The organism is Mesorhizobium sp. M0772, assembly GCF_040320135.1.
Lineage (GTDB): Bacteria > Pseudomonadota > Alphaproteobacteria > Rhizobiales > Rhizobiaceae > Mesorhizobium.
The window spans coordinates 221,545-246,111 of the sequence record NZ_JAMYPB010000001.1; the positions used below are offsets into that span (position 1 = coordinate 221,545).

22 protein-coding genes are annotated in these 24,567 nt (G+C 63.7%); 8 read left to right on the forward strand and 14 right to left on the reverse strand.

Going from position 1 to position 24,567, the window contains the following annotated elements; all coding sequences use genetic code 11:
* Positions 1–113: 113 nt before the first annotated feature.
* Together uvrB and NKI06_RS01105 are read right to left on the reverse strand one after the other, a co-directional pair.
* A complete protein-coding gene (uvrB, locus tag NKI06_RS01100; protein ID WP_352983565.1) occupies positions 114–3,278 on the reverse strand; it encodes an excinuclease ABC subunit UvrB in 3,165 nt (1,054 codons plus the stop codon).
* Positions 3,279–3,400: 122 nt separating this feature from the next.
* Positions 3,401–4,666, reverse strand: coding sequence for a hypothetical protein (locus NKI06_RS01105; protein WP_352983567.1), 1,266 nt, complete (start codon positions 4,664–4,666; stop codon positions 3,401–3,403).
* A gap of 147 nt (positions 4,667–4,813) precedes the next feature.
* Here NKI06_RS01105 and NKI06_RS01110 point away from each other — a divergent pair, with 147 nt between their 5' ends.
* Both NKI06_RS01110 and NKI06_RS01115 read left to right on the forward strand, forming a co-directional pair.
* The gene (locus NKI06_RS01110; protein ID WP_023705889.1) at positions 4,814–5,860 is read left to right on the forward strand and encodes a CapA family protein; all 1,047 of its coding nucleotides are present in this window, start codon (positions 4,814–4,816) and stop codon (positions 5,858–5,860) included.
* Between the two features lie 46 nt (positions 5,861–5,906).
* On the forward strand, positions 5,907–6,875 hold the full coding sequence (locus tag NKI06_RS01115; protein WP_352983569.1) for a hypothetical protein: 969 nt from the start codon (positions 5,907–5,909) through the stop codon (positions 6,873–6,875).
* A gap of 116 nt (positions 6,876–6,991) precedes the next feature.
* On the opposite strand, the gene NKI06_RS01120 is transcribed toward NKI06_RS01115, so the two are convergent.
* Both NKI06_RS01120 and NKI06_RS01125 read right to left on the reverse strand, forming a co-directional pair.
* Positions 6,992–7,486 (reverse strand): YegJ family protein, encoded by a 495-nt coding sequence (locus NKI06_RS01120; RefSeq protein WP_023683736.1) that lies wholly within the window; start codon positions 7,484–7,486, stop codon positions 6,992–6,994.
* Between the two features lie 100 nt (positions 7,487–7,586).
* Entirely contained in the window at positions 7,587–8,102 is a 516-nt protein-coding gene (locus NKI06_RS01125; protein WP_023683737.1) for a hypothetical protein, read from the reverse strand.
* A 286-nt stretch (positions 8,103–8,388) separates the two neighbouring features.
* On the opposite strand from NKI06_RS01125, the gene NKI06_RS01130 reads away from it, so the two are divergent.
* Positions 8,389–9,021 (forward strand): hypothetical protein, encoded by a 633-nt coding sequence (locus NKI06_RS01130; protein WP_155923215.1) that lies wholly within the window; start codon positions 8,389–8,391, stop codon positions 9,019–9,021.
* Positions 9,022–9,139: 118 nt separating this feature from the next.
* Here NKI06_RS01130 and NKI06_RS01135 read toward each other — a convergent pair whose 3' ends face one another.
* On the reverse strand, positions 9,140–9,376 hold the full coding sequence (locus tag NKI06_RS01135; RefSeq protein WP_023683739.1) for a hypothetical protein: 237 nt from the start codon (positions 9,374–9,376) through the stop codon (positions 9,140–9,142).
* 660 nt (positions 9,377–10,036) lie between these two features.
* Between NKI06_RS01135 and NKI06_RS01140 the strand changes: the two genes are divergently transcribed.
* A complete protein-coding gene (locus NKI06_RS01140) occupies positions 10,037–10,975 on the forward strand; it encodes a diacylglycerol/lipid kinase family protein (protein WP_352983573.1) in 939 nt (312 codons plus the stop codon).
* A 92-nt stretch (positions 10,976–11,067) separates the two neighbouring features.
* Here the strand turns inward: NKI06_RS01140 and NKI06_RS01145 are convergent, their stop codons facing one another.
* From NKI06_RS01145 to NKI06_RS01155, 3 genes are read right to left on the reverse strand one after another with little or no spacing between them, the layout of a single operon-like run.
* A complete protein-coding gene (locus tag NKI06_RS01145) occupies positions 11,068–11,985 on the reverse strand; it encodes an NAD(P)-dependent oxidoreductase (RefSeq protein ID WP_023683741.1) in 918 nt (305 codons plus the stop codon).
* Positions 11,982–13,196 (reverse strand): mandelate racemase/muconate lactonizing enzyme family protein, encoded by a 1,215-nt coding sequence (locus NKI06_RS01150; RefSeq protein ID WP_023671997.1) that lies wholly within the window; start codon positions 13,194–13,196, stop codon positions 11,982–11,984. The genes NKI06_RS01145 and NKI06_RS01150 overlap by 4 nt, the downstream gene beginning before the upstream one ends.
* Positions 13,193–14,809 carry a GMC family oxidoreductase gene (locus tag NKI06_RS01155; protein WP_023701603.1) on the reverse strand — a complete coding sequence of 539 codons (1,617 nt, stop codon included), beginning with the start codon at positions 14,807–14,809 and terminating at the stop codon, positions 13,193–13,195. Before NKI06_RS01155 ends, NKI06_RS01150 begins: the two co-directional genes overlap by 4 nt.
* A 223-nt stretch (positions 14,810–15,032) precedes the next feature.
* Between NKI06_RS01155 and NKI06_RS01160 the strand changes: the two genes are divergently transcribed.
* Entirely contained in the window at positions 15,033–15,428 is a 396-nt protein-coding gene (locus tag NKI06_RS01160; protein ID WP_023671995.1) for an acyl-CoA thioesterase, read from the forward strand.
* A 500-nt stretch (positions 15,429–15,928) separates the two neighbouring features.
* On the opposite strand, the gene NKI06_RS01165 is transcribed toward NKI06_RS01160, so the two are convergent.
* Positions 15,929–16,297 carry a winged helix-turn-helix transcriptional regulator gene (locus NKI06_RS01165; protein WP_023683744.1) on the reverse strand — a complete coding sequence of 123 codons (369 nt, stop codon included), beginning with the start codon at positions 16,295–16,297 and terminating at the stop codon, positions 15,929–15,931.
* Positions 16,298–16,386: 89 nt separating this feature from the next.
* Between NKI06_RS01165 and NKI06_RS01170 the strand changes: the two genes are divergently transcribed.
* Complete coding sequence (locus NKI06_RS01170) at positions 16,387–16,992, forward strand: NADPH-dependent FMN reductase (RefSeq protein WP_023671992.1); 606 nt, start codon at positions 16,387–16,389, stop codon at positions 16,990–16,992.
* A gap of 165 nt (positions 16,993–17,157) precedes the next feature.
* On the opposite strand, the gene NKI06_RS01175 is transcribed toward NKI06_RS01170, so the two are convergent.
* Positions 17,158–18,453 carry a glucoamylase family protein gene (locus NKI06_RS01175; RefSeq protein ID WP_023701604.1) on the reverse strand — a complete coding sequence of 432 codons (1,296 nt, stop codon included), beginning with the start codon at positions 18,451–18,453 and terminating at the stop codon, positions 17,158–17,160.
* 258 nt (positions 18,454–18,711) lie between these two features.
* Here NKI06_RS01175 and NKI06_RS01180 point away from each other — a divergent pair, with 258 nt between their 5' ends.
* Positions 18,712–19,590 (forward strand): DMT family transporter, encoded by an 879-nt coding sequence (locus tag NKI06_RS01180; RefSeq protein WP_023701605.1) that lies wholly within the window; start codon positions 18,712–18,714, stop codon positions 19,588–19,590.
* A gap of 28 nt (positions 19,591–19,618) precedes the next feature.
* On the opposite strand, the gene NKI06_RS01185 is transcribed toward NKI06_RS01180, so the two are convergent.
* Positions 19,619–20,929, reverse strand: coding sequence for a hemolysin family protein (locus NKI06_RS01185; RefSeq protein ID WP_352983576.1), 1,311 nt, complete (start codon positions 20,927–20,929; stop codon positions 19,619–19,621).
* Positions 20,930–20,999: 70 nt separating this feature from the next.
* Complete coding sequence (locus NKI06_RS01190; RefSeq protein ID WP_352983578.1) at positions 21,000–21,707, reverse strand: LssY C-terminal domain-containing protein; 708 nt, start codon at positions 21,705–21,707, stop codon at positions 21,000–21,002.
* A gap of 112 nt (positions 21,708–21,819) precedes the next feature.
* Between NKI06_RS01190 and NKI06_RS01195 the strand changes: the two genes are divergently transcribed.
* Positions 21,820–22,539, forward strand: a complete 720-nt coding sequence (locus NKI06_RS01195; RefSeq protein ID WP_023705875.1) for a gamma-glutamylcyclotransferase — start codon at positions 21,820–21,822, stop codon at positions 22,537–22,539.
* Positions 22,540–22,559: 20 nt separating this feature from the next.
* Here NKI06_RS01195 and NKI06_RS01200 read toward each other — a convergent pair whose 3' ends face one another.
* Together NKI06_RS01200 and NKI06_RS01205 are read right to left on the reverse strand one after the other, a co-directional pair.
* The gene (locus tag NKI06_RS01200) at positions 22,560–23,351 is read right to left on the reverse strand and encodes an extensin-like domain-containing protein (RefSeq protein ID WP_352983581.1); all 792 of its coding nucleotides are present in this window, start codon (positions 23,349–23,351) and stop codon (positions 22,560–22,562) included.
* A 132-nt stretch (positions 23,352–23,483) separates the two neighbouring features.
* Positions 23,484–24,560, reverse strand: coding sequence for an extensin-like domain-containing protein (locus tag NKI06_RS01205; RefSeq protein ID WP_352983631.1), 1,077 nt, complete (start codon positions 24,558–24,560; stop codon positions 23,484–23,486).
* Between the last annotated feature and the right edge of the window lie 7 nt (positions 24,561–24,567).

Consider the following 24,567-nt stretch of genomic DNA (forward strand, 5'->3'; position numbering starts at 1 on the left):
TTTGAGTGTGTGGAGCGATTACACCAAAGGCGGGGGTGGAGGCAAGTGGGCGACGGATGCGGCGGTGGTGGAGCGCTCTTTCCTTCTCCCACAAGTGGAGAAGGAAAGAGGTGCTATTTCCCCGGCCGTCCCGTCTTGCCCGGCCGGCGCTTTTCGCGGCGGGCGTCGGCGGGGTCTTCGTAGGAGCCGATGCCGGCGCGCTGGCGAATGATTGGCTTGGCGTCGCGTTCCTTCGCGCCCCCCTCTGCCCTGCCGGGCATCTCCCCCACTCGGGGGGAGATTGGCTGGGGCTTGGCCGGCACTTTTCCTTCGACCGGCTTTTCCGTGCGCCGCACGGTCATCTCGTCGAGCGAATTCTTCTTGAACAGTGGCTTGGTGGCGCCGCCCGGAATGCCGAAGTCGGAGCCGTGCGCTTCCTGCGCCGACTGTTTCTTGAACAGCGAGCGCGACACCGCGCCTGACGGTGTCGGCATGTCGGTACCAGGCCCCATATCGTCGATCGACGGCTTGGCAAATAGCGGTTTCTTCACCGGCACGGCGCCCTCGGCACCCATTTCGTCGAGCGCCGGCTTGCGGAAGAGGTTGGACCGGGCAGCCCTGGCCGCCTCTTCAGCCGCGCGTGCGTCGTCGAACTTGCGGAAACGCTCCTGTTCCTCAGCCGTACGGTGCTTGGCCACGCCCTTGTTGTGCTTGCCCTTCTCGCGGCCGGAGACCGGGCTTTCCATGTCGGCGTATTTGGCCAGCGGGTCTTCCGAGATGGACAGTTCCATCTCGCGCAGCCGCTTGATCTCGTCACGGATGCGGGCGGCCTTCTCGAAGTCGAGATTGGCGGCGGCGTCGCGCATCTGCTTTTCCATGGCGTCGAGATGAGCCTTGAGATTGTTGCCCATCATCGCACCGGCGCCGTCGGTGAACTGCGAGATATCGGCGCGGACATGGTCCTTCTCGTAGACCGAGTCCAGAATGTCGGAGATGCGCGACTTCACCGATTCCGGGGTGATGCCGTTGGCCGCGTTCCATTCCATCTGCTTTTCGCGGCGGCGGTTGGTCTCGGCCATCGCCCGCTCCATCGAGCCGGTGACCTGGTCGGCATAGAGGATGACCTTGCCGTCGAGGTTGCGGGCGGCGCGACCGATGGTCTGGATCAGCGACGTCTCGGAGCGCAGGAAGCCCTCCTTGTCGGCGTCGAGGATGGCGACGAAACCGCATTCAGGAATGTCGAGGCCTTCGCGCAGCAGGTTGATGCCGACCAGCACGTCGAAAGCGCCGAGGCGGAGATCGCGCAGAATCTCGATGCGCTCCAGCGTATCGATGTCGGAGTGCATGTAGCGAACGCGCACGCCTTGCTCATGCAAATATTCGGTCAGGTCTTCGGCCATGCGCTTGGTCAAAACGGTGACCAGCGTGCGGTAGCCGGCGGCCGTGGTGTCGCGGATTTCGCCGACGACATCGTCGACCTGGCTTTTCGCCGGGCGGACTTCGACCGGCGGATCGATCAGGCCGGTCGGGCGGATGACCTGCTCGGCGAACACGCCGCCGGCCTGTTCCATCTCCCAGGCGCCGGGTGTCGCAGAAACCGCGACGGAGAGCGGACGCATGGCGTCCCATTCCTCGAAGCGCAACGGGCGATTGTCCATGCAGGAGGGCAGGCGAAAACCATACTCCGCCAGTGTCGCCTTGCGCCGAAAGTCGCCACGATACATGCCGCCGATCTGCGGCACGGTGACGTGGCTTTCGTCGATGAAGACCAGCGCATTGTCGGGGATATATTCGAACAAAGTCGGCGGCGGATCGCCCGGCTGGCGTCCCGTGAGATAGCGCGAATAGTTCTCGATGCCGGCGCAGGAGCCGGTGGCTTCCAGCATCTCAAGATCGAAGCGGCAGCGCTGTTCGAGCCGCTGTGCCTCCAGCAGGCGGCCGGCGCGCTCGAGCTCGACCAGCCGGTGCTTGAGCTCCTCCTTGATCGACTTGATCGCCTGGTTGAGCGTTGGACGCGGCGTCACGTAGTGCGAGTTGGCGTAGATCTTGACGCTCTTCAGCTCGCCGGTCTTCTGGCCGGTGAGCGGATCGAATTCGGTGATCGCCTCGATCTCGTCGCCGAACATCGAGATGCGCCAGGCGCGGTCCTCAAGGTGGGCCGGGAAGATTTCGATCGTGTCGCCGCGCACGCGGAACGAGCCGCGCACGAAATTGATGTCCTGGCGCTTGTACTGCTGGGCGACCAGATCCGCGAGCAGAGCCCGCTGGTCGAGCCGGTCGCCGATCTGCATCTGGAAGGTCATCGCAGTATAGGTCTCGACCGAGCCGATACCGTAAATGCAGGACACCGAGGCGACGATGATGACGTCGTCGCGCTCGAGCAGCGAGCGGGTCGCCGAATGCCGCATCCGGTCGATCTGCTCGTTGATCGAGGATTCCTTCTCGATGAAGGTGTCGGTGCGCGGAACGTAGGCTTCCGGCTGGTAGTAGTCGTAGTAGGAGACGAAATACTCGACCGCATTGTCGGGGAAGAATTTCTTGAACTCGGAATAGAGCTGCGCGGCCAGCGTTTTGTTGGGCGCCAGGATCAAAGCAGGGCGCTGCGTCTGCTCGATTACCTTGGCCATGGTGAAGGTTTTGCCGGAGCCGGTGACGCCGAGCAGCACCTGAGTGCGATCATTGTTGTCGACGCCCTCGACAAGATCCTTGATGGCGGTCGGCTGGTCGCCGGCCGGCTCGAAATCCGACACCATCTTGATGGCGATGCCGCCTTCGGATTTTTCCGGGCGGGCAGGGCGGTGCGGCGTCCACAGCACGCCGTCCTTGTGCAGCGGGTTGCCGGATTCGATCAGCGCCGACAGCGCCGCGACCGTCGCGGTGACGCTGCCCGAGGCCATCGTCTCGGCGTCTTCCAGCGAGATGTCGAGACCGGCGACCGGGTTGAGGCCGGCGGCGGTGCGCTCGCGGGCCGTGGCCGCGCCGCCCATCGAGGTGCCGCGCGAACTGCGGCCGGGGGAGGTTGAGCGTTCCGGAATCTTCTTCGCCACCTTCGGCGGCTTGGCGCCGCCGGAACTACGCCCTTCCTTCTCGGCCTCCTGCTCTATCTGCTCTGCCCAGTCGGCAATCGAGCCGCTCAGCGGCGTGCCGGTGAAGTCGGCCTGCGGCGCCTCGGCGAAGCCGCCTCTGTGCAGAGGCTCCGAGGCATCGAGGAAATCGGTCAGCGGGCTGCGCCGCTTCGGCGGCGAAGCGCCGTTGTCACCCGCCGGAGACGGTGTCTTTTTGTCAGGGAGTTTGGCCATGCCCCAAATATGGGCAGAGTCCGCCAAAATGGAAAGAGTGCAGTGGCGAAGGGCGCTAAGCGGGTCGAAGCTCCTGACACAAGGGTGTCAGGAGCTGTGTTACGCGAAGCCAGGCCGCCTGCTCAATTGAACCACAGCGCGAAGGTCAAAAACCCACCGCCACCGAACTGGCGCTGGATCTGGTCGAACTCGCCGCTGGTTACGATCTCACCGCTCTCGAGGTAGGGCGCGATGGCCGGGCCGGTAATCGACAGCACCAGGTCGAAAGGCTTCGGTTCTTCGAAGAAACGCTTCATGTTGATGCCCTGGCCGGTGCTGACCGTGATGCGGAAATGCGGCAGCAGCTTGCGGCCTTCCAAAAGGTCTTCGGCCATGGTCAGAGTGGCGAGCCAGGCCTCGACCTGCTCCTCGCCGACTTCGAGCCCGGTGAGCGGGTTCTCGCCCTTCTGCTGCGGTCCCGGCAGCCATTCGCGGTCATTGTCGGTCTCGGCGCGGATCGCCTTCCAGTCCTGGCGCGACAGCCGGATCATTTCGAGCAGATGGCGGCGCGCCGCTTGACGTCGCTCGGGCTCGACCACCGGCCAGTTGACGAGGTGAACCATGGAGATGAAATCCGCGATGCGCCATTCCGATGAGAAGATGCTGCTGCCCATGTCCCCGGCGGGAGGCACCAGAACGTCCTGCAGCGGCAGTTTGGCGCGCGGGAACAGCATGTGGAACGAGCCGTCGAACATGGTCCTGAAATCATGCGCCAGCCAGAAATCGGCCTGCGCCATCAGGAATTCGGCATAGCCCTGCAGCCAGAAACCGTCGGCCCGGTCGAAGCGGAATGTGAGCGAGGGAGCGGCGCCGTCCGACGAGATACCGCCGCGCGACAGCGAGGCCATGATCGCGGCCATGCTTTCATCCGGCGCGATGGCACCGTCTTCGTTGAGATCGATGCCGGCATGGGTGAGGTCGACGACCATGCCGATGCCGGCATCGGCGGGCACCGACCCCAGAGTCGCCGCGGATGTCTCCAGCCGGTCGCGGAAGGCGACCAGAATGGCGCGGAACTGCTCATAGGTCAGCGGTTCGGGATTGGGATTGTCCGGAATCGGCAGCCGCATCAGCGGCAGCATGAAGGATTGCGGGCTTTCGAACCCGTGGCGGTGCAGGCCGCCGGCCAGGATTTCCAGGGCGGTGAAGAATTCGCCGGCGCCGGCGGCGTAGGCTGACGCCGGATCGCCTTTCGCTGCAGACTCAAGCGTTGTGAGCGCACGGTTGCGCTCAGCCACCGTTTTGGCCTCGAACAGCGCGGTCGCCGCTTCGGGCGCGGCGGCGCGGGCCGACGATAAAGGCAGCAACAGGAGGAAGGCGGACGCCAGCAGGCCTGCAAAACGTGTCATCTCATTCCTCCACTATGCCATTGCGCAGACATTACACGCATTTGGCGCCGTGTCTGCCGGCGGCAGCGTTTCAAGGACTGACGGTCGACACTCCCCGGGCAGACCGTCTACACAAGCTAACCGATTGGGCAAACGATTGGGCGTCGCGTGTCGAACTATCCGCTTTCCTACAAACTGTCATGGCTGCCGCGCTTCCTGAAACCATCTCTCGGCGGCGATGTCCGGGATTTTGCACCGAGGGCGGCGACGACGATCATCGATCCGCCGCCGGGGCGGAAGGTGCGGCTGGCCTTTGTCGGCGATATTTCGGCGGTGGCCAACCGTAGTGCGCCGGAGTGCGATCCGGAAATCGCAAAGCTCTTGGGCTCAGCCGATCTGGTGATCGGCAATTGCGAAAGTCCGGTCGTCGAGCGGCCGAGCGTGGCGTTTGGCACGCGGCTTGGCACTCACCATGCGATGAGCGAGCGGTTTCTTGCCGCGGCGCTTGCCGCCGTAGGCATCGCGCGTGAAAAGCTCGTGCTGTCGCTGGCCAACAACCATGTGCTCGACCAGGGCGTCGCCGGTTTCGACGAGACCGTTGCGGCGTTGAAGCGGCTTGGCATCCGCACCATCGGCACCGCGAAAAAAGGACCGGTCGAGCAGGTCAAGGCCGGGCCGCTGACGATCGGCTTTGCCGCCTTCACACTGTGGCGTAATGGCGACGCCGGGCCATTCACCGAGCTTGTCTCGATGCAAAGCGATCCGGCGGCATGGCCGAGAGGCGCGGCCGACAAGAACATCGATCTCATCTGTGCGGTGCCGCACTGGGACTGGGAGTTCCGGCATTTTCCGCAGCCGCAAACGCAAACGCTGGCGAGGTTGCTGGCCGGTCACGGCGTGGGGCTGATTGCCGGGCACCACGCCCATGTCGTGCAGCCGGTGCAATGGGTCGGCAAGACGCTCGTGGCTTACGGGCTTGGCGACTTCCTCGGCACGGCGCTGGCGCGGCAGCCCTGGCCCGGCCGCATCGCCGGCATTTTCGTCGTCGATGTCAGCGCCGATCTCGGCAAGCGCGGCGCGATCGCCGGCTACCGGATGCATCCCTTCATGCGGCTGCGCGCAGGCGGGCATGAGCGGCTGGTTCCGGTCGAGGCGCTGACTGGCCGGATGAAGGGCAAGGTCGAGGCCAGGCTGAAGGCGATCTTTGGCGACTGACAACTTTCCCGTTATCATAGGTGTAATAGGACTTTGCGAGGGGGCGATGGAAGCAGCTGAGTTCATGCCTGATGAAGCGGTGGTCGCCGGCATCAGGAAGAATATCGAGATCTATGAGGCTGGACGGGCTTCGGCCTGCCGCCAGGTGCGCTGGCGGGTGCCGGTGTTTCTGGGGCTGCTGCTGGTTTTTGTCGTGCTGGTGGCCTGGCTGTTCAACAAGGTCGCCGACTTGAACGAGCAATGGTTCTCGACGCCGCATGTGTTCCTCTATGTCGGCGGTTTCTTCGCGGCGCTGCTGCTGTACTTCCTGGCGATCAGGCCGGCGACGAGGGTGCAGCAATCGTTCCGTGACACACTGCTGCCGATCATCTTCGGCTTCATCAGGGATGTGCGCTATCAGCACAGCGTGACGCCGAATTCCTTCGACCGGCTGCCGCGCGCCGTGGTCGGCGCCTTCAACCGGCAGAGCTTCGACGACATCGTGTCAGGCCGCTACGAGGATTTTCCGTTCGAGCTCTACGAGGCGGAGTTGCGCCAAGGTTCGGGCAAAGGCTCGTCGACGGTCTTCAAGGGCGTCATCGTTGCGTTCGAGACGATCGCGCCGTTCCCCGGCATATTGGTCGCGACGCGCCGCAGCAACGCGGTGGTCGGTTTCTTCCGCGGCATCTTCGCCGGCAAGATGCAGGAACTGTCCAGCGGCGATCCGCTGCTCGACGGCGACTACGAATTTCGCACCGACAATGTCGCCGCCGCGCAGCCGCTGGTGAGCGGCCGGTTGGCGCAGGCGCTGAAATGGCTGCACGAGACATGGCGCGATGATCCGGCGCGGGTGGCACTTAATGGCAGCGATGGTTTCCTGCTCTTGCCGCAGCCGAAGAATTTCTTCGAACTGCCCGCCATTTCCGTGCCACTCGATTACACCAAGCACATCGCGCCGATGATCGCCGATATGGGCGCGATCTTGGCGACCGCGGCGCTGGTGCGCAAGATCGGCGCGACGGATGGCGAGGCCTAAAGCGCCGCGCGTCGAAACGAATTCATGCGACGCGCTTCAGGTCTTGTTTTCATGCATATCGTTGCGCCAAAACGGCGGTCCTGTTTGGGCGCATGCATTAGCCAGGCTGCCGCTCGTCAGCAGTCGAAGCCGTAGTTCTGGCGATAATATTCGACGTCTTCTTGCGCCATCGTCTTGAACATCACGCAGACGGTGAAGCTGCCGACCTGGCGACCGTTTCTGGTGTAGCCCCAGTCGGAAATATCGTCCCGGTTAAATTCGAGTTCCTGGCCGGCCACGACATTGTGCACCGCTTGCGGCTCATTGGCCAATGTTCCTGCAAAGCCGGTCGCGGTCTTGTGGAAGGGGATGATCCAGAAATGCTCCGAGGCGTCTCCGTCCCTGACCTCGACCTTCAATTTGTAGCTGGTTGTCCCGGCTGGCGGCGCATCCGACAAGGACAGGAATTCATCGAGGCTGGCGCGCGCCTGCGCAATGGCCGCCGCCATGTCCGGATCGTCCCTGGCGACGCCTACAACCTTGTCGCCGCCCTGGCCGGAATCCTGCGCACCGGCCGGAATCGGCGCCAAGGCCAGCACCAGGGACAGCATGGTTCGAACTGCATGCTTCATGAAATGGCGCTCCTGCGTGTCGATGCCTGACACCATCATGCATCTATCTGGAGTTTTCAACGGCAGTGCGACAGCGTGGTATGGTCCGGCGGCAGGCCGCTCACAACCCGCTCGGCACCAGCCCTGCCAGCCAGTTCGCGGACCGCTTGGCCATGCCGACCGTTGCCGACGCGACGCGGCCGAGATCTGTCTTCACCACGGCGTAGCCGTTCCTGGTGCGGTAGAGCACGCCTGTTCCGCCATCGACCACTTGCTCGTAGGCGACGGGCCGTGCCGCTGCTGCCTCCATGGCCGTCGTCGGGGAGCCGACGGAAACGCTCGGCCGATGGCTCAGTTCCGGCGGCAACGGGGTTTGGACATTCCGGCTGGCCGGCTTCAGTTCCGGGCGGGATGCGGCCGCCGCCAGTTGCGAAGAAGACGCCGACCCCTTGCTGCGGCATATGCCGGAGACCAGCGGATAGTCGAAGTTCTTCTGGTGCAGCATCTGGCTTTTCATCGCCGCTTCGCAGTCAGCGATAGTCGCCCACTTCGCCGGCGTCTCGCCGATATATTCGCAAAGCTTGGCGTCGCAGTCGCAGCCGACAATGGTCATGGCGACAAGGGCGGTCTTGATCACGGTCTTGTCCTTCGGATTGCCCCCCGGCAGCCAGTCCTTCCATCGCGCGCGAACAAGGCGGGATTTTGGCCGCGATCACGCGATGAGCCGGGGGATGCGTTTTTCGGGTACGGCTCACTATAGGTGGATTTCGAGACACCCGGTAGCAGATAGGGCGGGAGCGTGATGCATTTGCAGGAAGAAGCCTGAATAAATCTTGTCGGCTATGGCCGCGACAACTGTTTCTTGGCCCGGTTTTCTACTACGATACTCACGGGGCGATACAACAATATAGGAGGGGTTTGTCATGGGAAGAATTGTTCGGTCCGCTGAGCCTGTGCCGAAAAGGGATTCAACGCTCGAGGGCATTCCAGGCGATGCTCCGCTCGGCGTCGACGATGACAAGCAAGAAGATCAAGGATCGAAAGGCGGCGACGGCTATCTCGACCGGGTGGCGAAGTACGTGCCTGCCGAAGTCGTGGCATTTTTCATCTTCGTCAACTCCATCCTGGTCAATGCCACTGAGCAGCCGGTTGCCAAGGCGTTGACCGATGCGGTGGCGGAAGAGACCAAAGGCAATCCGGGGGACATTCCGGGTAAGGTGCAGGCAGCCATCTATAAGATTGAAATGGCCGGTATCAGCGTCTGGACCATTTCATGGATTATGTTGATCGTCGCGCTGGCGATGACGCCGGTGTATCTGAAATCGGTCAGCGATTCAGCCGACAATGCGGAGGCTCCGGGAGCCAACATCGTCATGTCGATGCTCGCCTTCCCATTCTGGGCCTATGCCGTAAACGCGCTGGCCCTCAGGCCATGGCATGACGGTGCGCTGGCCAGCATCATGCTCGCCACCTTCACGCTCATCAGCGGCGCCATACGGCCGGAATATATAAACGCTGGCCTCAATTTGATCCCGGGCATCGGCCCGAAGAAGTAGCTTGGCCCGCCGGGCAGGCCGCGGTGCAGGGCGCGGCTTCAGTTGTAGACGCGCTCCAGCCTCGCGCCTGCTTCGAACAGCGCCGGCAGCACGATGTGCAGCTTGCGCACGGCGACGATCAGCCCGGTGCGACGGGTGGCCGGATCGATCGGAACGGTTGGCTGAACAGCGCCCGGGCGCCTTCGGGCGGAGCGAAGTCTGCCGCCGAAAGCACGGTGAGCATGATCGCGTCGTTGCCACCGATCTCGACGAAGGACACGCCTCTGTCGATCAGGCGCGGGATCATGTCGGTGAATTGCTGACCGCGCCTGGTGATGAAGATGGTGCCGTCAGCGCCGAAATCGCGTTCCAGCAAAGTATCGGCTTCTTACGCGTCGCTTCGCCGACCGGACCCTTGGCCCAAAAGACAGTCGGCGCCGGGATTTCTCCCAGCGCCTCCCTGTCAGATCAGGACACGGTCGCGGCAGCAACTTCCGTGAAGTCGTCGCGCCATGCCGGCCTTGATTTTGACGGTCCTGCCAGTCACCGCCCGAGGGCAGTGCCCGTTCCAGACCACGCCGTTCTCCACCCTTGCGAGCTTCGTTCGGCGCGCCATCGAAGGTTTTCGCCGTCCTTCATGGCAGCATCGGTCCGCCGTTGGCGTTCGCACGCTTTCCGCGGCCCCGTAGGTCTCGGCATCCGTCCCTCGAACAGGCAAGCCTGCTCTCGCTTCGGGCCGTACGGGCCTCAGGAAATCCGCCTTTTCGCTTTGCCTTTCGGCGTGGCGATCGGTAGCCGCCTGAGATGGGCTAAACTTACGCTGGGTAAGGGTTTTGGGGAATGGGCGTGAGCCTGTGGATAACGGGATTATCGGGGATCGTTTGCCACAAAGCTCGGAATTTCGACTCCAGCTGCATTAGACAGCCCGCCCGCTTTTTGGCGCCTGATCGGCTGTGCCCCTTGCTCCGCCGGCTGGCGCGGGCTTCAATGCCGGCAAAGCATCAAGCCTATCGGCTCGGTGCGGGGAGGGTGCGCATTGAAAGTCGGGGTGGTGCTCAATCCGATTGCCGGCGGCGGCCGGCTGAAACGGCATTGGCCGGAGGTGGCTGCTTCGCTGAAAAAGCATTTCGGCGAATTCGAGCTGCGCGAGACGCAGGCCGAGGGCGACGCCGAAAGGCTGGCGCTCGACCTCGCGGCAAGCGGCTTCGAGCTGGTGATCGCGGCCGGCGGCGACGGCACCGCCAGCGAAGTGGCCGACGGATTGCTGCAGGCTTTCGATGAGAGCGGCCGGACAACCGAACTTGCCTTGCTGCCTTGCGGCACCGGCATCGATTTCGCGCGCGGGCTCGGGCTGCCGAAAGAGGTGGATGCGGTGCTGAAGCGGATCGCCGAAGCCAAGGCGCGCAAGGTCGATGCAGGGCGCATCTGCTACATCGACGACCATGGCGCGCTGGCCAGCCGGCACTTCATCAATATCGCCAGCCTCGGCCTATCCGGCGCCACGGACCGTGCGGTCAATGCCGACAAGCGCAAGGGCGGGATGTCGGCCAAGGCGCTGTTTTTCTGGCGCACCGTGGTCGAGTTCATCCGCTACCGCTTCCAGGACGTCAGGATCACCGTCGACGATGGCACCCCGGTCGAGGCGCGCATGGCGCTGGTGGCGGTCGCCAACGGAAAGTTCTTCGGCGGCGGCATGATGATCGCCCCGGACGCCGAACTCGCCGACGGCCAGTTCGACATCGTCATCCTGCGCGCGGCCGGCAAGCTGAAGCTGATCTGGGATATTCGGCTGCTCTATGGCGGCCGGCACCGCAACCATCCGGCCATCACCATATTGCGTGGCCGGAAAGTGGTGGTCGAACCTATCGGCGATGTCGAGAAGAACGGCGCGCTGGTCGACATAGATGGCGAGTCGCCGGGGCGTATACCCGCGACGTTTGAGATCCTGCCCGGAGCGCTGACGCTGAGATATTGAATCAAGGCGTTGAGGGATTGATTCAGGTGGTTTGAGCGGCGATTCCGGCGAACCGGCCAAAGGCCTGAAATCGCAGGACATATTTACCCGGCTTAGCTTTCCAGCTTGGCTGGGAAACCGGGCGCACGCAGATCCATGTCGACGGCATCCTCGAGCAGTTTGACGATCTGGGTCGACCAGGCGCCGCCGCCATATTCCTGTTTGCCCATCAGGAAAATCTCACTCACAAGCGGCGCCAGTTGGAGTGGCAGTCTGAACTCTCTGCCCATCGCAAGCGCAAAGCCGAGGTCCTTCAGTGCCAGGTCCATGGTGAAGCCAATGTCGTAGGAGCCGTTGAGGATGAGCTGGCTTTCGGTCTCATGGACGAAGCTGTTGCCGGAGGAGGCGACGATGGCGTGGTAGGATTGCGCGAGGTCGAGGCCGCCTTGCTTGGCCAACATCAGCGCCTCGCCGGCGGCGACGAGATGGATGAAGGCCAGCATGTTGGTGATCACCTTGATCACCGCCGCGGAGCCGACCGGACCCATCAGGAACGACTTTGCGCACATCGCTTCGATGGCCGGACGATGGCGCTCGTAAAGCGCAGCATCGCCGCCGACAAGCGCGGTGATCTTTCCGACCGCGGCCAGATGCACGCCGCCGGTGACCGGGCACTCCAGCGTCTCGATGCCTTTGGCCGCGGCGAGGGCGGCGAGGCGCAGGATCTCGTCGCGGCCGTTGGTCGACATCTCGATCCAGGAGCCGCCCCTGGGCAGACCCTCGAGCAGGCCGCCGGCATTAGCCAGCACCGCTTCGCTGACCTTGGGCGAGGGCAGGCAAGTAATGGCATTGCCGGCCTGTGCCGCCGCTTCGGCCGGGCTGGTCGCGGCCGTGGCGCCGAGCGCCACGAGGCGCTCGACGGCGGCGGGGTCGCGGTCGAAGACGATGACGACAAAACCGTTGCGCAACAGGCTGGCGGCAAGGTTGCCGCCGAGATGGCCAAGGCCGATGAAGGCGTAGCGTTCGCTCACGGCATCAGCGGCGTTTGCATCATCTGCAAATGCAGGTCCTTGCCGGTGTAGGGATGCGCGTCGCAGACCGCTTCGTCCAGCTCGACGCCGAGGCCCGGCTCCTTCGATGGAATGACATTGCCGTCCTGCCATTCGATCTTCTTCTTGAGCAGTGTCGCGTGGAAGCCGTCCCACTGCTTCAGCGATTCCAGGATGAGGAAATTGGGCAGCGTCACCGCCAGCTGGATGTTGGCGGCCCCAACGATCGGCCCACAATAGCAGTGCGGCGCGATCTGGATGTGGTATGCCTCGGCCATGGCGGCGATCTTCTTGGTTTCGAGAATGCCGCCGGAACGGCCAAGGTCCGGTTGCAGGATGGTGGCGGCGCGGTTCTCGATGATTCGGGCGAATTCGAACTTGGTCGTCAACCGCTCGCCGGTGGCGATCGGGATCGACGTGCCTCGCGCCACCTGAGCCATCACTTCGGGCATGTCGGGCGGCACCGGCTCTTCGAACCACAAGGGATCGTAGGGCTCGATGGCGCGTGCCATGCGCAGCGCACCCGATGCGGTGAACTGGCCATGCGTGCCGAACAGAATATCGGCGCGGGTGCCGACGGCTTCGCGGATCGCCTTGACCATGCGGGTGGAGACATCGATGTCGATCAGGCGCGGCTGGTGGCCGTCGAAGGCGGTGTAGGGGCCTGCCGGGTCGAGCTTGACGGCGTTGAACCCCTGCTCGACATATTCGAGCGCGCAGGCGGCCGCCAATTCGGGGTCATTGTAGACGTTCCGGCCGTCCGGCGCGTCCTCCGAATGGACGCTGCCGGTGTGCGGATAGAGATAGGTGTAGGAGCGCAGCGTCTCGTGCACCTGGCCGCCGAGCAGTTTGTAGACCGGCTTGTCGGCTTCCTTGCCGACAATGTCCCAGCAGGCCATTTCCAGCGCCGAGAAACAGCCCATGCCGGTAACGTCGGGGCGCTGGGTAAATCCTGAGGAATAGGCGCGGCGGAAGAAGGTCTCGATGTCATGCGGATCGTGGCCGATCAGGTAACGCTCGGCCATGTCCTCGACCAGCTTCGCTGTTATGTGAGCCGAGAAGGTGGCGTTGTAGGCCTCGCCGTAACCGACGACGCCGCCATCGGTGGTCAGCTTGACGAAGATGAAATACTTGCCGCCGATGCCGGGCGGCGGGTTGCCGACTACCCAGGTCTTGACGTCGGTGATCTTCATTTTTGGTCCTCCAGAACCAGTTCGGCGCCCTTCCATCCGGTCATGACCGAGGCGGCGTTGGTGTTGCCGGTGATGTTGGCGGGAAAGATCGAGGCGTCGATGACACGCAGACCTGCGAGCCCGTGCACTTTCAGGCGCGGGTCGACGACGGCGGCCCCGGCGCCCGGCCCCATGCGGCACGTCGAGACCGGGTGATAGACGGTGCCTGAGCGCTTCCTGAAATCCTGGATCAGATCGGCATCCGATTGGATCGATGGGCCCGGCAAAACCTCCTCAGTGATGATCTCGGCCATGGCGGGCATCGAGGCTATCTTGCGCACGAATTTCACCGCCGCCAGCATCTCGTCGACATCGGCGTTGGTGGAATAGGCGTTGGCGACGATCCTGGGATAGTCCAGCGGATTGCTGGAGCGGATCATGATCTCGCCGCGGCTGGACGGGCGGCAGTTGGAGAGGCCGATGGAAAAGCCCGGCCACGGATCCGGCGTCAGGATCGGCCGCTCGCCGCTCTTCGGAATGACGGTCGAGAAAGCCTGGAAATAAAGCTGCATGTTGGGGCGCGAAAACGCCAGGTCGGTTCGGAAGAAGCCGCCGCCATGGTTCATCGACAGCGACAGCGGGCCGGAGCGGGTGAGGATGTACCGCATGCCGACCAGCAGCTTGCCCCACCAGGGCCGCAGGATTTGGTTGAGCGTCGGCACGTTTCCCTTGAAGGTATAGTTGATGCCGACATGGTCCTGCAGATGCGCGCCGACATTTTCGTTGCCGTGGACGACCGGGATGCCAAGCCCCTTGAGCAGTGACGAGGGGCCGACGCCGGACAGTTGCAGCAGCTGCGGCGAGTTGATCGAACCGGCGGACAGGATCACCTCGCGGCCGGCCCGCGCCGTCTTGGTCTCGCCGTTCTGCAGATATTCGATGCCGACGGCTCGCTTGCCCTCGAACAGGATTCTGGTCGCCAGCGCATTGGCTTCGACGCGCACATTCGCGCGCTTCATCGCCGGGCGCAGGAAGGCGCGCGCGGCCGACATGCGGCGGCCATTCCTGGTCGAGATCTGGTAGACGCCGACGCCTTCCTGGGCGGCGCCGTTGAAGTCAGGGTTGAGCGGCAGCCCAGCCTGCTGGCCGGCTGCGAGGTAGCGCCTGGTCAGCGGATGGACGGCGTTCGTCGTGTCGGTGATATGCAGCGGCCCGCCGGTGCCGCGCCATCTGTCGGCGCCGGCCTCATTGTCCTCAAGCGCCTTGAAGCCCGGCAACAGATCGTCATAGCCCCAACCGGGATTTCCGGCATCGCGCCAGTCGTCAAAGTCCTCGCGCGCGCCACGGATCCAGACCATGGCGTTGATCGAGCTGGAGCCGCCAAGCAGCTTGCCGCGCGGCCAATGGTCGACATTGCCGGCAAGGCCGGGGTCCGGCTCGGGCTTGTAGTTCCAGTTGACCGCCGGATCGAAGAAGGTCTTGCCGTAGCCGAGCGGCATCTGGACATAAAAGCGGCGGTCGCTGCCGCCGGCCTCCAGCACCAGCACGGAGAAGCGGCCCGAAATCGACAGCCTGTCGGCCAGAACCGAGCCGGCCGAGCCGGAGCCGACGATGATGAAGTCATAAGTCTGCATGATTGGTGTTGGCGGCTCCGCAAAACTGAGCGCAGCCTATCCGCGACGGCTTGGCCGCGCCCCTGCGGCTTCCGGCATGGCTTGTGAAAAAAGCGACCGTGAGACGCCTGGTCGGAAAAGCCACCATGGAACCGACATTGCGCCGGGAGCCTCGCCCGTCGCGTTGACCTCTTGGGCCCGTGACGCTACGGGATCAAGGGCTATCGCTTTAGGGGAATCTCGGATGGTGCATTACGCGGACGGACGGCCGATCGGCGATCTGACCTTGCGTACGCTCGCCATGCCGGCCGATGCAAATGCGGCCGGCGACATCTTTGGCGGCTGGGTGATGGCGCAGATGGATCTTGCCTGCGGCATCCGTGCGGCCGAGCGGGCCAAGGGCCGCGTGGTGACGGCGGCGGTCAAGGAAATGTCCTTCGCCAAGGCGATGAAGATCGGCGACACGCTGTGCATCTACACCCATGTCGAGCGCGTCGGCCGCACCTCCATGACGCTCAAGGTCGAGGCCTGGGCGCAACGCTACCTCTCCGACCTGATGGAGAAGGTCACCCACGCCGATTTCGTCATGGTGGCGCTGGATAGCGACGGCAAGCCGAAGCCGATTCCAACCGAAAGTTGACATCGTCGATTCTGCCAAGCTTGCGCTTATGTAACATCCCCCGCGCGGGCGATGCGCTGCGCGACATCCAATGGTTGCCTTCACATCCGATTCTGCGGGCGGCGGAGGGAAGACAATGCGTCAACACATGCTGAACGGCTGGCTCGTGGCGGCCCTCGTCGCGGTGATCTGCCTGCTTGGCACGACCGCTTATACCGAGATCAGGAAAGAGCTTCCAAGCGTTGCCTGCACGCACGACCGGACCGTTGGCAACGAGCGGACTGCCCAGCGGTCTGCAAGGGTAGAGACGTGCGGCGCAGTGTGTTGCAGCAACCCTGCGTCAAAGGCCTGAGGGCCCGTCAGCGGAAGACCTCGTCAGCCTCAAAATGATGATGCGCCGGCGAACGAAACGCTGCAGCTATGTCGCGATGGCGCGACCAACGATGCCAGGGCGGATCCAGTTAAACCCGGGTACGCGTCGTCGACGGCAAAATCCGTAAACTATTGCTGGGCAACGGTTTTCAGGCGTGCACGCCATCGAATCTTTCACGCGCCGCCTGGACCCGCGAGGTGTTCTTCCGCGCCCATTCGCCGAGCGCGCCGACCGGCACCAGCAGCTCATGGCCGAGCTCCGTCAGCTCATAGTCGACGCGTGGCGGGATGGTCGGGAACACGGTTCGGGTGACGAAGCCGTCGCGCTCAAGACCGCGCAAGGTGGTGGTCAGCATCTTCTGCGAAATGCCGCCGACAGCGGCGCGCAACTCATTGAAACGCAGCGGTCCGCCGCCCAGCTTGCCGACGACCAGAACGGTCCATTTGTCGCCGACGCGCTGCAGGATTTCCGAGACGGCGCGGCAGTCTTCGGTGTTGTGCGGGTGCCTCAGTAACATAACGGTGCCTCCTTGCGCTGCCATTTGTCAGTATCTCATATAGCGCCGGTATCCAAACGATACCAGCTTTTGCATATATGGAGAGCCCCATGTCCAAGCCCAAAATCGCCATCGTCGTCGGTTCGACACGCGCCGCGCGTTTCGCCGATGTGCCCGCCCAGTGGATCGCCAAGATCGCGAAATCTCATGCCGACATCGACGTCGAGACCGTCGACCTGCGCGACTGGCCGCTGCCCTTCTTCGACGAGGTCGCCTCGTCCGCCTGGGCGCCGTCGCAGAACGAAGTTGCCCAGCGCTGGCAAAAGAAGGTCGCCGAATTCGACGGCTTCATCTTCACCGCCGCCGAATACAATCATGGCCCGACGGCCGTGCTGAAGAACGCCATCGATTACGCCGCCAATGAATGGAACAAGAAGCCGGCCGGTTTCGTCGGCTATGGCAGCGTCGGCGGCTCGCGCGCTGTCGAACATTTGCGTCTTGCCGCGGTCGAATTGCAGATGGCGCCGGTCAAATCCGCCGTTCACATTGCCTGGAGCGATTTCCTGGCGGTGCGCCAGGGCGAGAAGAAGCTCGAGGAGATCGAGCATCTGAACCAGGCTGCCACGGCGCTGGTCAACGACGTTGCCTGGTGGGCCCGCGTGCTCAAGGCAGCGCGTCAGGCCGACGCGATTGCCGGCGAAGCCCAGGCGGCCTGAGCCTTATCCTCCCAAGGACCGATGATTTTTCCAAAGGGCGGCGTTTGCGCCGCCCTTTTTCATTCACGTGAAGAGGCGCTCTCGGCTCCCTTGGCCGGATGGTGGAGTCGGACCGGCAAGGTCGCGCTGATGCCTTGACGATCCCGCGCGAAGGATCGCCGCCTGTCACAGCCAACCGCCGGAAAACCCGGCCCGGCGCAGTCCTGTGGTGATGGCCGGCACGCGGCGCATCAATCGCCACAGGAAGTCGGACCGGTAGTTCTCGATCATCAGGGCGATCGGCCCCTGGTTGATGCCGACATGGTCCGGCGATACCCAACCGCAGGCGCGGCCGTCGTCGGCAGCGATCGTCGGGTTGAAGCTCGCGGTGAAGCCGTAAGGGTTGCCGTCGCGCAGGTCCATCTCGTGGAAATGGCGCAGCGCCGGCAGCACGATTTCCGGCGCAAAAGGCAAGGAGGCGATTGCCGCCCATGGCGACAGCGTGCCGTCATCGGGGCCAAACGGTGCGCCGCGGGCGAGATAACCGAAGAAGCGGCGTCCATCGGCTCGCCGCGCGATCGGACCTGGGCCGTCGCTGGCGGTGACGCCCCAGCAATTCTCGCCATAGCCCGCGAACCCCCTCGGATTGCGGATTGCGTAATCGCGCTGCAGATACGTCGCCTGGCGGCTGTTTTCGAAATAGTCCCGGTCGTGATCGCGCATGAAGGCATCGCGGATGTCGCGAAAATCGATCCAGATATGCGAGAACTGGTGGATGAAAAGCGGGCCGGCATAGACCATCTCGCGGCCGTAGATGGTCTTCCATTTGTAAGTGGACAGCCAGGCCGCGTAGCTCTCGGGAGTTAGCGAGTGGGTCGGCGAACCGAGACCCAGGACGTACAGGATCAGCGCCTCGTCAAATCCTTCCCAGCGGTAGCGGAGAAAGCCTTTTCCAGGCCGCCAGCCATGGGTGACGGTGGCGCCGCCGTTCTGCGCCCAGCGCCAGTCGGCACGGCGGTAGAGCGCATCGGCAAGCTGGCGGATTTCCAGTTCGAGCTCATCGTCCTCGTCGAAATAAGCGCCGGCGGCCAGAACACCGGCAAGCAAAAGGGCGGTATCGATCGTGGACAGTTCGCAATTCCAGACGCGGCGGCCGGTCTTCATGTCGAGGAAATGATAGTAGAAACCTTTGTAGCCGGTGGCATCGGGCTCCGGCCCGTGCGGGGCGTTCCAGAAGAAGCGAAGCGTGGCGAGCGTCCGCTCGATTGCGGCATCGCGCGTCATGAAACCGCGCTCGACACCGACGGGATAGGACGACAAAGCGAGCCCGACGGCGGCTATGCTGGCAGGCGACGCCTGCGTGTTGCGGTCGGCGACCAGGCCGTTGGCAGGGTTGGCCTCGTTGAGAAAATACTCGAAGGACAGGCGCTGGATATCTTGGAGAAGCTCGTCGTTTAGCGCGTGTTCGTTCGATGCATCCATGACAATCGATATAGAGGCTTTGGCTGCTTTTGCCATTCTTCCAGCGGATCAATCATGGGTGAGGGCAGGCTGGGGCCGATAGCGAAAGGCGCTGCCGACGCACCGAATTCAAATCGAGGGGCTGCGAAGATCGGTTGGACCGCCATATGCACGGCCCTGCCATCTGGCCTGGCCGTCCTCCCCTGATATATCCGGCTGCGATCCATCACATGAGCATGCCCCGTGAAGTCACCCAGCCTGTCAGGCGTCGTTTCCCCCATGACCCCGGTGCTGGTCTGTGCACTTGCGATCTTCCTTCTGTCCGCCATGGATGCGGCGATGAAAATCCTGGTCATCGCCGTCGGTGTCTACAACACGGTGCTGTGGCGAAGCATGCTTGCGAGCGTGGTCGCGGGCACGGCCTGGGCGGCGGGGCCGCGTTCCCTTCCCACGCCTTCCGTGCTGCGGCTACACGCGCTGCGCGCCGTGATCGTGGGCATCGTTCTGCTGTCGTTCTTCTGGGGCCTTGCCAGATTGCCGCTAGCGGATGGGATCGGGCTTAGTTTCGTCGCGCCGCTGTTCGCTCTCCTGCTGGCGGCGCTGCTTTTGGGCGAACGCATACAGCGCCAGGCGATCTGGGCGTCGCTGGCGGGCATCGCCGGCGTCGTCATCATCATGGCCGGACAGTTCGGGCAAGGGAACTATACCGGGGATGCCCTGCTTGGCACGGTGGCGGTGCTCGCATCGACGGTGTTCTACGCCTACAATCTGATCCTCTCGCGGCGGCAGGCGCTGGTGGCCAAACCAGTCGAGATCATGCTGTTCCAGAACCTGTGCGTTGCCGCCGTCCTTCTCCCCGCCGCTCCCTGGCTCGCGGTTGCCCTGCCGGGCAATCTCTGGCTTCCACTGGCCGGGGTGACGGCGCTGTCGCTCTCCGGCCAGTTCCTGATGAGCTGGTCCTACGCGCGCGCCGAAGCGCAATATCTAATCCCGACGGAGTATTCCGCCTTCATCTGGGCGATCGTGTTTGGCTGGCTGTTCTTCGACGAGGCGGCGACCTGGACCACGCTGGCTGGAGCGGCCCTGATCGTGGCCAGTTGCCTGATCGCCTCGCGCTCCAATCCGAAGCTTGCCGAACCGATCGAAGCCGCGGTCTGAGGGCGCTATTCGCTTTGACGGCAGAGCGTCAACGCACCACTTCGCGATGGCCGCTGGGCAGCCGGGTGGCGATCAGCTTGTCGATGCGGCGGCCATCGAGGTCGACGACCTCGAAACGCCAGCCTTGCGCGTCGACGCATTCGCCGGTCGCCGGCAGATGGTGCATGTGCGACAGCACATAACCGGCGACGGTCTCGTAGTCGCGGTTTTCCGGCAGGTCGATACCGAGAACGTCAGCCATCTCGTCGGCTTGCATGTATCCCGCGAGCAGCCATGAGCCGTCCTCGCGCTTGACGGCGTTTTCCTCGTCGCCGGCGTCGGTATCGGCCCGGAAGACGCCGGTGATGGCCTCGAGGATGTCGGCAGGTGTGACGATCCCTTCGAAATGGCCGTATTCGTCATGCACCAGCGCCATCGGCACGTCGGATTCCTTCAGCTTCTGCAGCACATCCAGCGCGTCGGCCTGGTCGTAGACGATGGGGGCGGCGCGCACATGCTTGCGCGGATCGAGTGCGCGGCCGGCGAGCAGGGCGGCCAGTACGTCGCGCGTCTGAACAACGCCAACCATGACGTCGACGCCGCCGTCGCCGGCCGGCAGGCGCGAATGCTGGGTCTCCATCAAGAGCTTGCGGATGGCACCCTCATCGGACTGCAAATTGATCCAGTCGACCTCGGTGCGCGGCGTCATCACGGCGCGCACGGCGCGATCGCCGAGCCGCATGACGCCGGCGATCATGCGCCGCTCGTCGGATTCGATGGTGCCGTGGTGCTCGGCCTCGGCGACCAGCATCTTGATCTCTTCGTCGGTGACCTTCTCCTCGCTCTCGCCGCGCTGGCCAAGCAGCCACAATATGGCGCGGCCGGAAATGTCGAGCAGGATCACCAGCGGCGCGGAGACGGTGGCTAGGATGGTCATCGCAGGCGCCGCGCGGGCGGCAACACGCTCGGGATCGCGCAGCGCGATCTGCTTGGGCACCAGCTCGCCGACGATCAGCGAGAAATAGGTGATGATGGCGACGACGATCCCGACGCCGAGCGGGTCGGCGATGTTTTCGCGCATGCCGGTCGTGGCCAGGTACACCGAAAGCCTGTCGCCCAGCGTGGCGCCGGAGAAGGCGCCCGACAGCACGCCGACCAGAGTGATGCCGATCTGCACCGACGACAGGAATTTGCCGGGATTGGAGCCGAGTGTCAGCGCACGCCCGGCGCCATTGACGCCGCGGTCGATCATCGCCTTGAGCCGCGCCGGGCGCGACGACACGATGGCGAGCTCGGACATCGACAGAAGGCCGTTCACACAGATGAGGACGACCACGGTGGCGATTTCGACGTATAGCATCAGGGCTCAATAGCATTGCGGCGGGCCGCAGGAAAATAGTCCGCGATGATTTTTGGAAAATGACGGTGGTTCAGGGGAATTGCCTGAGCACCCCGACAACAGCCTTGCCGTCGGTGAAATAGGGATCGCCGCCGCCGTTGCGTCCGGTCCTGGTAGCGCCGATGCCCGGGATGTCGCTCGCCGAGATCACCATGCCGGCCGCCGACAGGTCGTGGATCACGAGATCGCGCTCGGCGTCGATGTCAGGGGCGATATGGTGGGTGATGGCGCCGGTATCGTGGCTGAGACCAACGCCGCGGTCGAAGCTGGCCGAGCCCATCCAGAGCGTTCGGCCGTCGTCGCCGGTCGCATCGCTGCGCCAGAAGCGGACATGATGGCGCCGGTCGGCGCTGCCGCCGACCGGCTTTTCGAAGGCGAGGTCCTGGGCGTGGCCTTCGAACAGCAGCCGGCTGACCGGGGCGTCAGGATAGGGATGGTCGAACAGCACGCTCTCACCGATTTCGATCGCGGTCTTTAGCGTCACGCCATCGGCCGTATCCCATCCGGTCATGGCGAAGGCATGGACCATCTCTTTTTCGGTACCGACAAGGCCGATATTGATCGGGTCGCCCGGAATGCCTTGCGGCGTGTGTGTCACCATCTCGAAAGTCTGCGTGCGAAAGCCGCGGTCGCGAACCGTCCAGAATTCCGGCGCAGCGACATAGGCGAGGGCCAGCCAGACCGCCAGAAGAGCGGCGAGCCAGGTCAATGCGCGTCGTTGCAGGCTTCGTCGGCTCATGAAAGCGGCTCGATCCGTGCGGTATCTGTGCCTGACGGACCCTGGAAATCAATGGCCAGCGGCGAGCAGCCGTTCTATCGTCGGCCATCGTTTTTGCGGGGGGTGAGCAGGAATGGATAAGAAGCCGGTGGGTCGCAGCTCGATGGCATTGACCGCGGACCTTGTCGCAAGGGTCGAGCGTGTCGAACCGGATCCGGGTCCCGAGCCCGGAACAACCGAGCATACAGACGCGGAGTTCGATAGTCTTGTCGAGCAACTTCTGTCGGAGCATCGGCCTGAAGCGCTATGGGTCTTTGCCTACGGGTCGCTGATCTGGAACCCCGAATTTGCCCATGTCGAGCAGCGCCCGGCCACGGCGCCAGGATGGCACCGCTCGTTCTGCCTGACGCTGACCCGTTGGCGCGGAACCCGTGATTTGCCGGCGCTGATGCTGGCGCTCGATCGAGGCGGCAGCTGCAACGGCATCGTCTATCGGCTGCCCGCGGAAGACCATGTCGGGCAACTTGGCCAGTTGATGCGCCGCGAGATCGATGCCAATCCGCCGACTAACGTGCCATGCTGGATCAAGGTCAAGACCAAGGATGGGCCGTTGCGGGCCTTGGCTTTCGTCGCCGCGCCAGACGGCAGGGCCTATGCGGGCCGGCTGCCATTGGAGCAGGTTGCCGACACGCTGGCGCGGGCTGCCGGGCATTGGGGCTCGTCGGCTCAATACCTGTTCCGAACCGTCAGCAAGTTGGAAGAGAGCGGTATCCGCGACAGGAACCTTTGGCGCATCCAGGATCTGGTGGCCCAGCAAATCATCGCTTCCACCAGGAACGCCAATCCCGACTGATTTCTGAACGGTGAAACGCCTTAGCGGCAGGCGCGGTAGCCGCTTTTGCGGTTCTTGATGTCGAAATGGAAATGGTTGCGGTGATCGTAATTGTAGCCGGGACCGAGCACGGTGGTGAAATACTGGCAGCCGTCGGCACGCACATTGTTGAGGAAGCCGCGGGTGCGGAAGGCAAACAGGCCGGGCTTGCGCACGTCGATGTCGTCGCCGTTGTTGAGCTCGATGCTCATGACGTCGAGGGCGTTGCCCTTGCCGTGCTCGGACAGGACACCTTCGCCGGCGATGTTGCGGCAGGAATAGCTTGAGCCCTGGTGGATGGTCTTGACGCCCGAGAAATAGCGCCAGCGGGCGGAGGGAACCAGTTCGTTGCTGGTCCAGGCGGCGAAACTTGCGGCCATGTCGCAGGTCAATGTTGCGGCGGGCTTCATCTGGATGCCGCCGATGGCGGAGACCTTGACCGGCCAGTCTATGCCGCACTGTCCCTCATGGATCGGCTGGACATCGGTGTAGACGACGCGAAGGCGCTTCAGCTCGCCACGGCAATCGGTTTCGCTGGCCGGCATCTGCTGCGGCTCCGACTCCGACATCGGCTCGTCCATGCGCGGATAGGCGGCAGTCATATAGGGATTGGACGGGACGAGCTTCTGCATGCCTTCATATTGCGGCACGGCCGCGGTCTGCGAGCCGACATCGACGGCCGGCTGCAGCGACAGCACGCTGCCAGTGTTGCAAGCCGAAACGGCGGCCAGCGCAAGACCGGCGGCCAGTATCGTTGCGCTTTTTGCCTTCGCGGCGCGAAATATTGCGGCCATGGGCGGAATCCTGTCCTTGATCGGTGGGATTTTAACGATCAAGGGTAAAGGAAAACTCAGCGTCCGCGTTCATGCCTGCGGCCGAAATGCGGCAGCCAGACCATCACTGGCATGACGATCACTGAAGGGCCATCACTGGCAGAAAGTGCCACCATTCCGGCGCGGTTCGAGATCGAGATGGAAATGCAGGGAATGGTCCGGGTCCGCGCCCGGCCCAAGCACGGTCTTGAACGGTCCGCAGGCGGCCTTGCGCACCGCATTGAGGAATTTGCCGTCCTTCTCGGGCGGCGTTGGACCGACTTCGACCTTTCTGCCATCCGACAACGTGAAGCTGGCAATATCGAGCGCATTGCCGAAGGCATGTTCCGACAGATGGCGCGTGCCGTTGCGCGGCCGGCAGACAAAGGCCGATGCCTGGTTGATCGATTTCAGGTCGGCTCCGAACTCGGCTTTCGCCGCCGGCTGTATGATTTCGGCGGCAAAGCGGGCTGCCGCCTCGGCCATCGGGCAGTTGAGTTCGGTCATGGGTCCGATGGCGATGGATTTTCCGAGCGACTTCAGCACCAGGGGATAGGGGATCGAGCAGCCGATGTCGGGATTGCTTTCCGCCTTATGCTCCTCGAATTCGACACCAAGGGCCGTCAGCCGCTCGCGACAGGCGACTTCCGCCGCCGGCATTTTTGCATCGGGCACATCGGCCGAGCGCGCATCGGGCAGCATCTTCTTGTCGCCGGCATCGGGTTTTTCAGGTGGTTGCGGAGCAACGGCCAGCGGCTGAGCTTCAGGTTCCGAAGTGTCTGGCTTTTGTGTCGGAATCGGCACCGCGGCCGGCGGCTCGGGCTCGCTTTGCCTATCGGTCGACGGCTTCGGGGCTGACGGTCCGGGCCGCGCCTGCTTTTTAAAACGGGACTTTTCTTCGTTGAATCGATCGTCATTGGACCGGTTGGGCGCGCCAAGGGGGTTCGGACCTTCGGCCTTTTGCTTTTCGATCGGTGCCGCGCCGGTCTTCGGCGCCTCTGAAGGACGCGCCTCGGGCAGCGGGACAACGCGCGAGGGCTGCACCGGAACATCGGCGGGCGAGGGCTTTTTATCCGGGGTCTTTTGTTCCACCTGCTTTGGCGTGATGTGCCGCTTTGGACTGGGCTTCTGGCGGTGCTTGCTGCGCGGCTTAGGATGCGAGTCGACCCGCGGTGAAAACAGCTGCTCCAACCGCTGT

What these genes read in the sequence shown, in the direction of transcription:
- NKI06_RS01105 (WP_352983567.1), bottom strand. Translation starts at nt 4,666, where the DNA reads ATGACACGTTTTGCAGGCCTGCTGGCGTCCGCCTTCCTCCTGTTGCTG.
- uvrB (WP_352983565.1), bottom strand. Translation starts at nt 3,278, where the DNA reads ATGGCCAAACTCCCTGACAAAAAGACACCGTCTCCGGCGGGTGACAAC.
- NKI06_RS01175 (WP_023701604.1), bottom strand. Translation starts at nt 18,453, where the DNA reads ATGGATGCATCGAACGAACACGCGCTAAACGACGAGCTTCTCCAAGAT.
- NKI06_RS01155 (WP_023701603.1), bottom strand. Translation starts at nt 14,809, where the DNA reads ATGCAGACTTATGACTTCATCATCGTCGGCTCCGGCTCGGCCGGCTCG.
- NKI06_RS01190 (WP_352983578.1), bottom strand. Translation starts at nt 21,707, where the DNA reads ATGAGCCGACGAAGCCTGCAACGACGCGCATTGACCTGGCTCGCCGCT.
- NKI06_RS01165 (WP_023683744.1), bottom strand. Translation starts at nt 16,297, where the DNA reads ATGTTACTGAGGCACCCGCACAACACCGAAGACTGCCGCGCCGTCTCG.
- NKI06_RS01195 (WP_023705875.1), top strand. Translation starts at nt 21,820, where the DNA reads ATGGATAAGAAGCCGGTGGGTCGCAGCTCGATGGCATTGACCGCGGAC.
- NKI06_RS01180 (WP_023701605.1), top strand. Translation starts at nt 18,712, where the DNA reads ATGACCCCGGTGCTGGTCTGTGCACTTGCGATCTTCCTTCTGTCCGCC.
- NKI06_RS01170 (WP_023671992.1), top strand. Translation starts at nt 16,387, where the DNA reads ATGTCCAAGCCCAAAATCGCCATCGTCGTCGGTTCGACACGCGCCGCG.
- NKI06_RS01115 (WP_352983569.1), top strand. Translation starts at nt 5,907, where the DNA reads ATGGAAGCAGCTGAGTTCATGCCTGATGAAGCGGTGGTCGCCGGCATC.
- NKI06_RS01185 (WP_352983576.1), bottom strand. Translation starts at nt 20,929, where the DNA reads ATGCTATACGTCGAAATCGCCACCGTGGTCGTCCTCATCTGTGTGAAC.
- NKI06_RS01200 (WP_352983581.1), bottom strand. Translation starts at nt 23,351, where the DNA reads ATGGCCGCAATATTTCGCGCCGCGAAGGCAAAAAGCGCAACGATACTG.
- NKI06_RS01150 (WP_023671997.1), bottom strand. Translation starts at nt 13,196, where the DNA reads ATGAAGATCACCGACGTCAAGACCTGGGTAGTCGGCAACCCGCCGCCC.
- NKI06_RS01130 (WP_155923215.1), top strand. Translation starts at nt 8,389, where the DNA reads ATGGGAAGAATTGTTCGGTCCGCTGAGCCTGTGCCGAAAAGGGATTCA.
- NKI06_RS01160 (WP_023671995.1), top strand. Translation starts at nt 15,033, where the DNA reads ATGGTGCATTACGCGGACGGACGGCCGATCGGCGATCTGACCTTGCGT.
- NKI06_RS01120 (WP_023683736.1), bottom strand. Translation starts at nt 7,486, where the DNA reads ATGAAGCATGCAGTTCGAACCATGCTGTCCCTGGTGCTGGCCTTGGCG.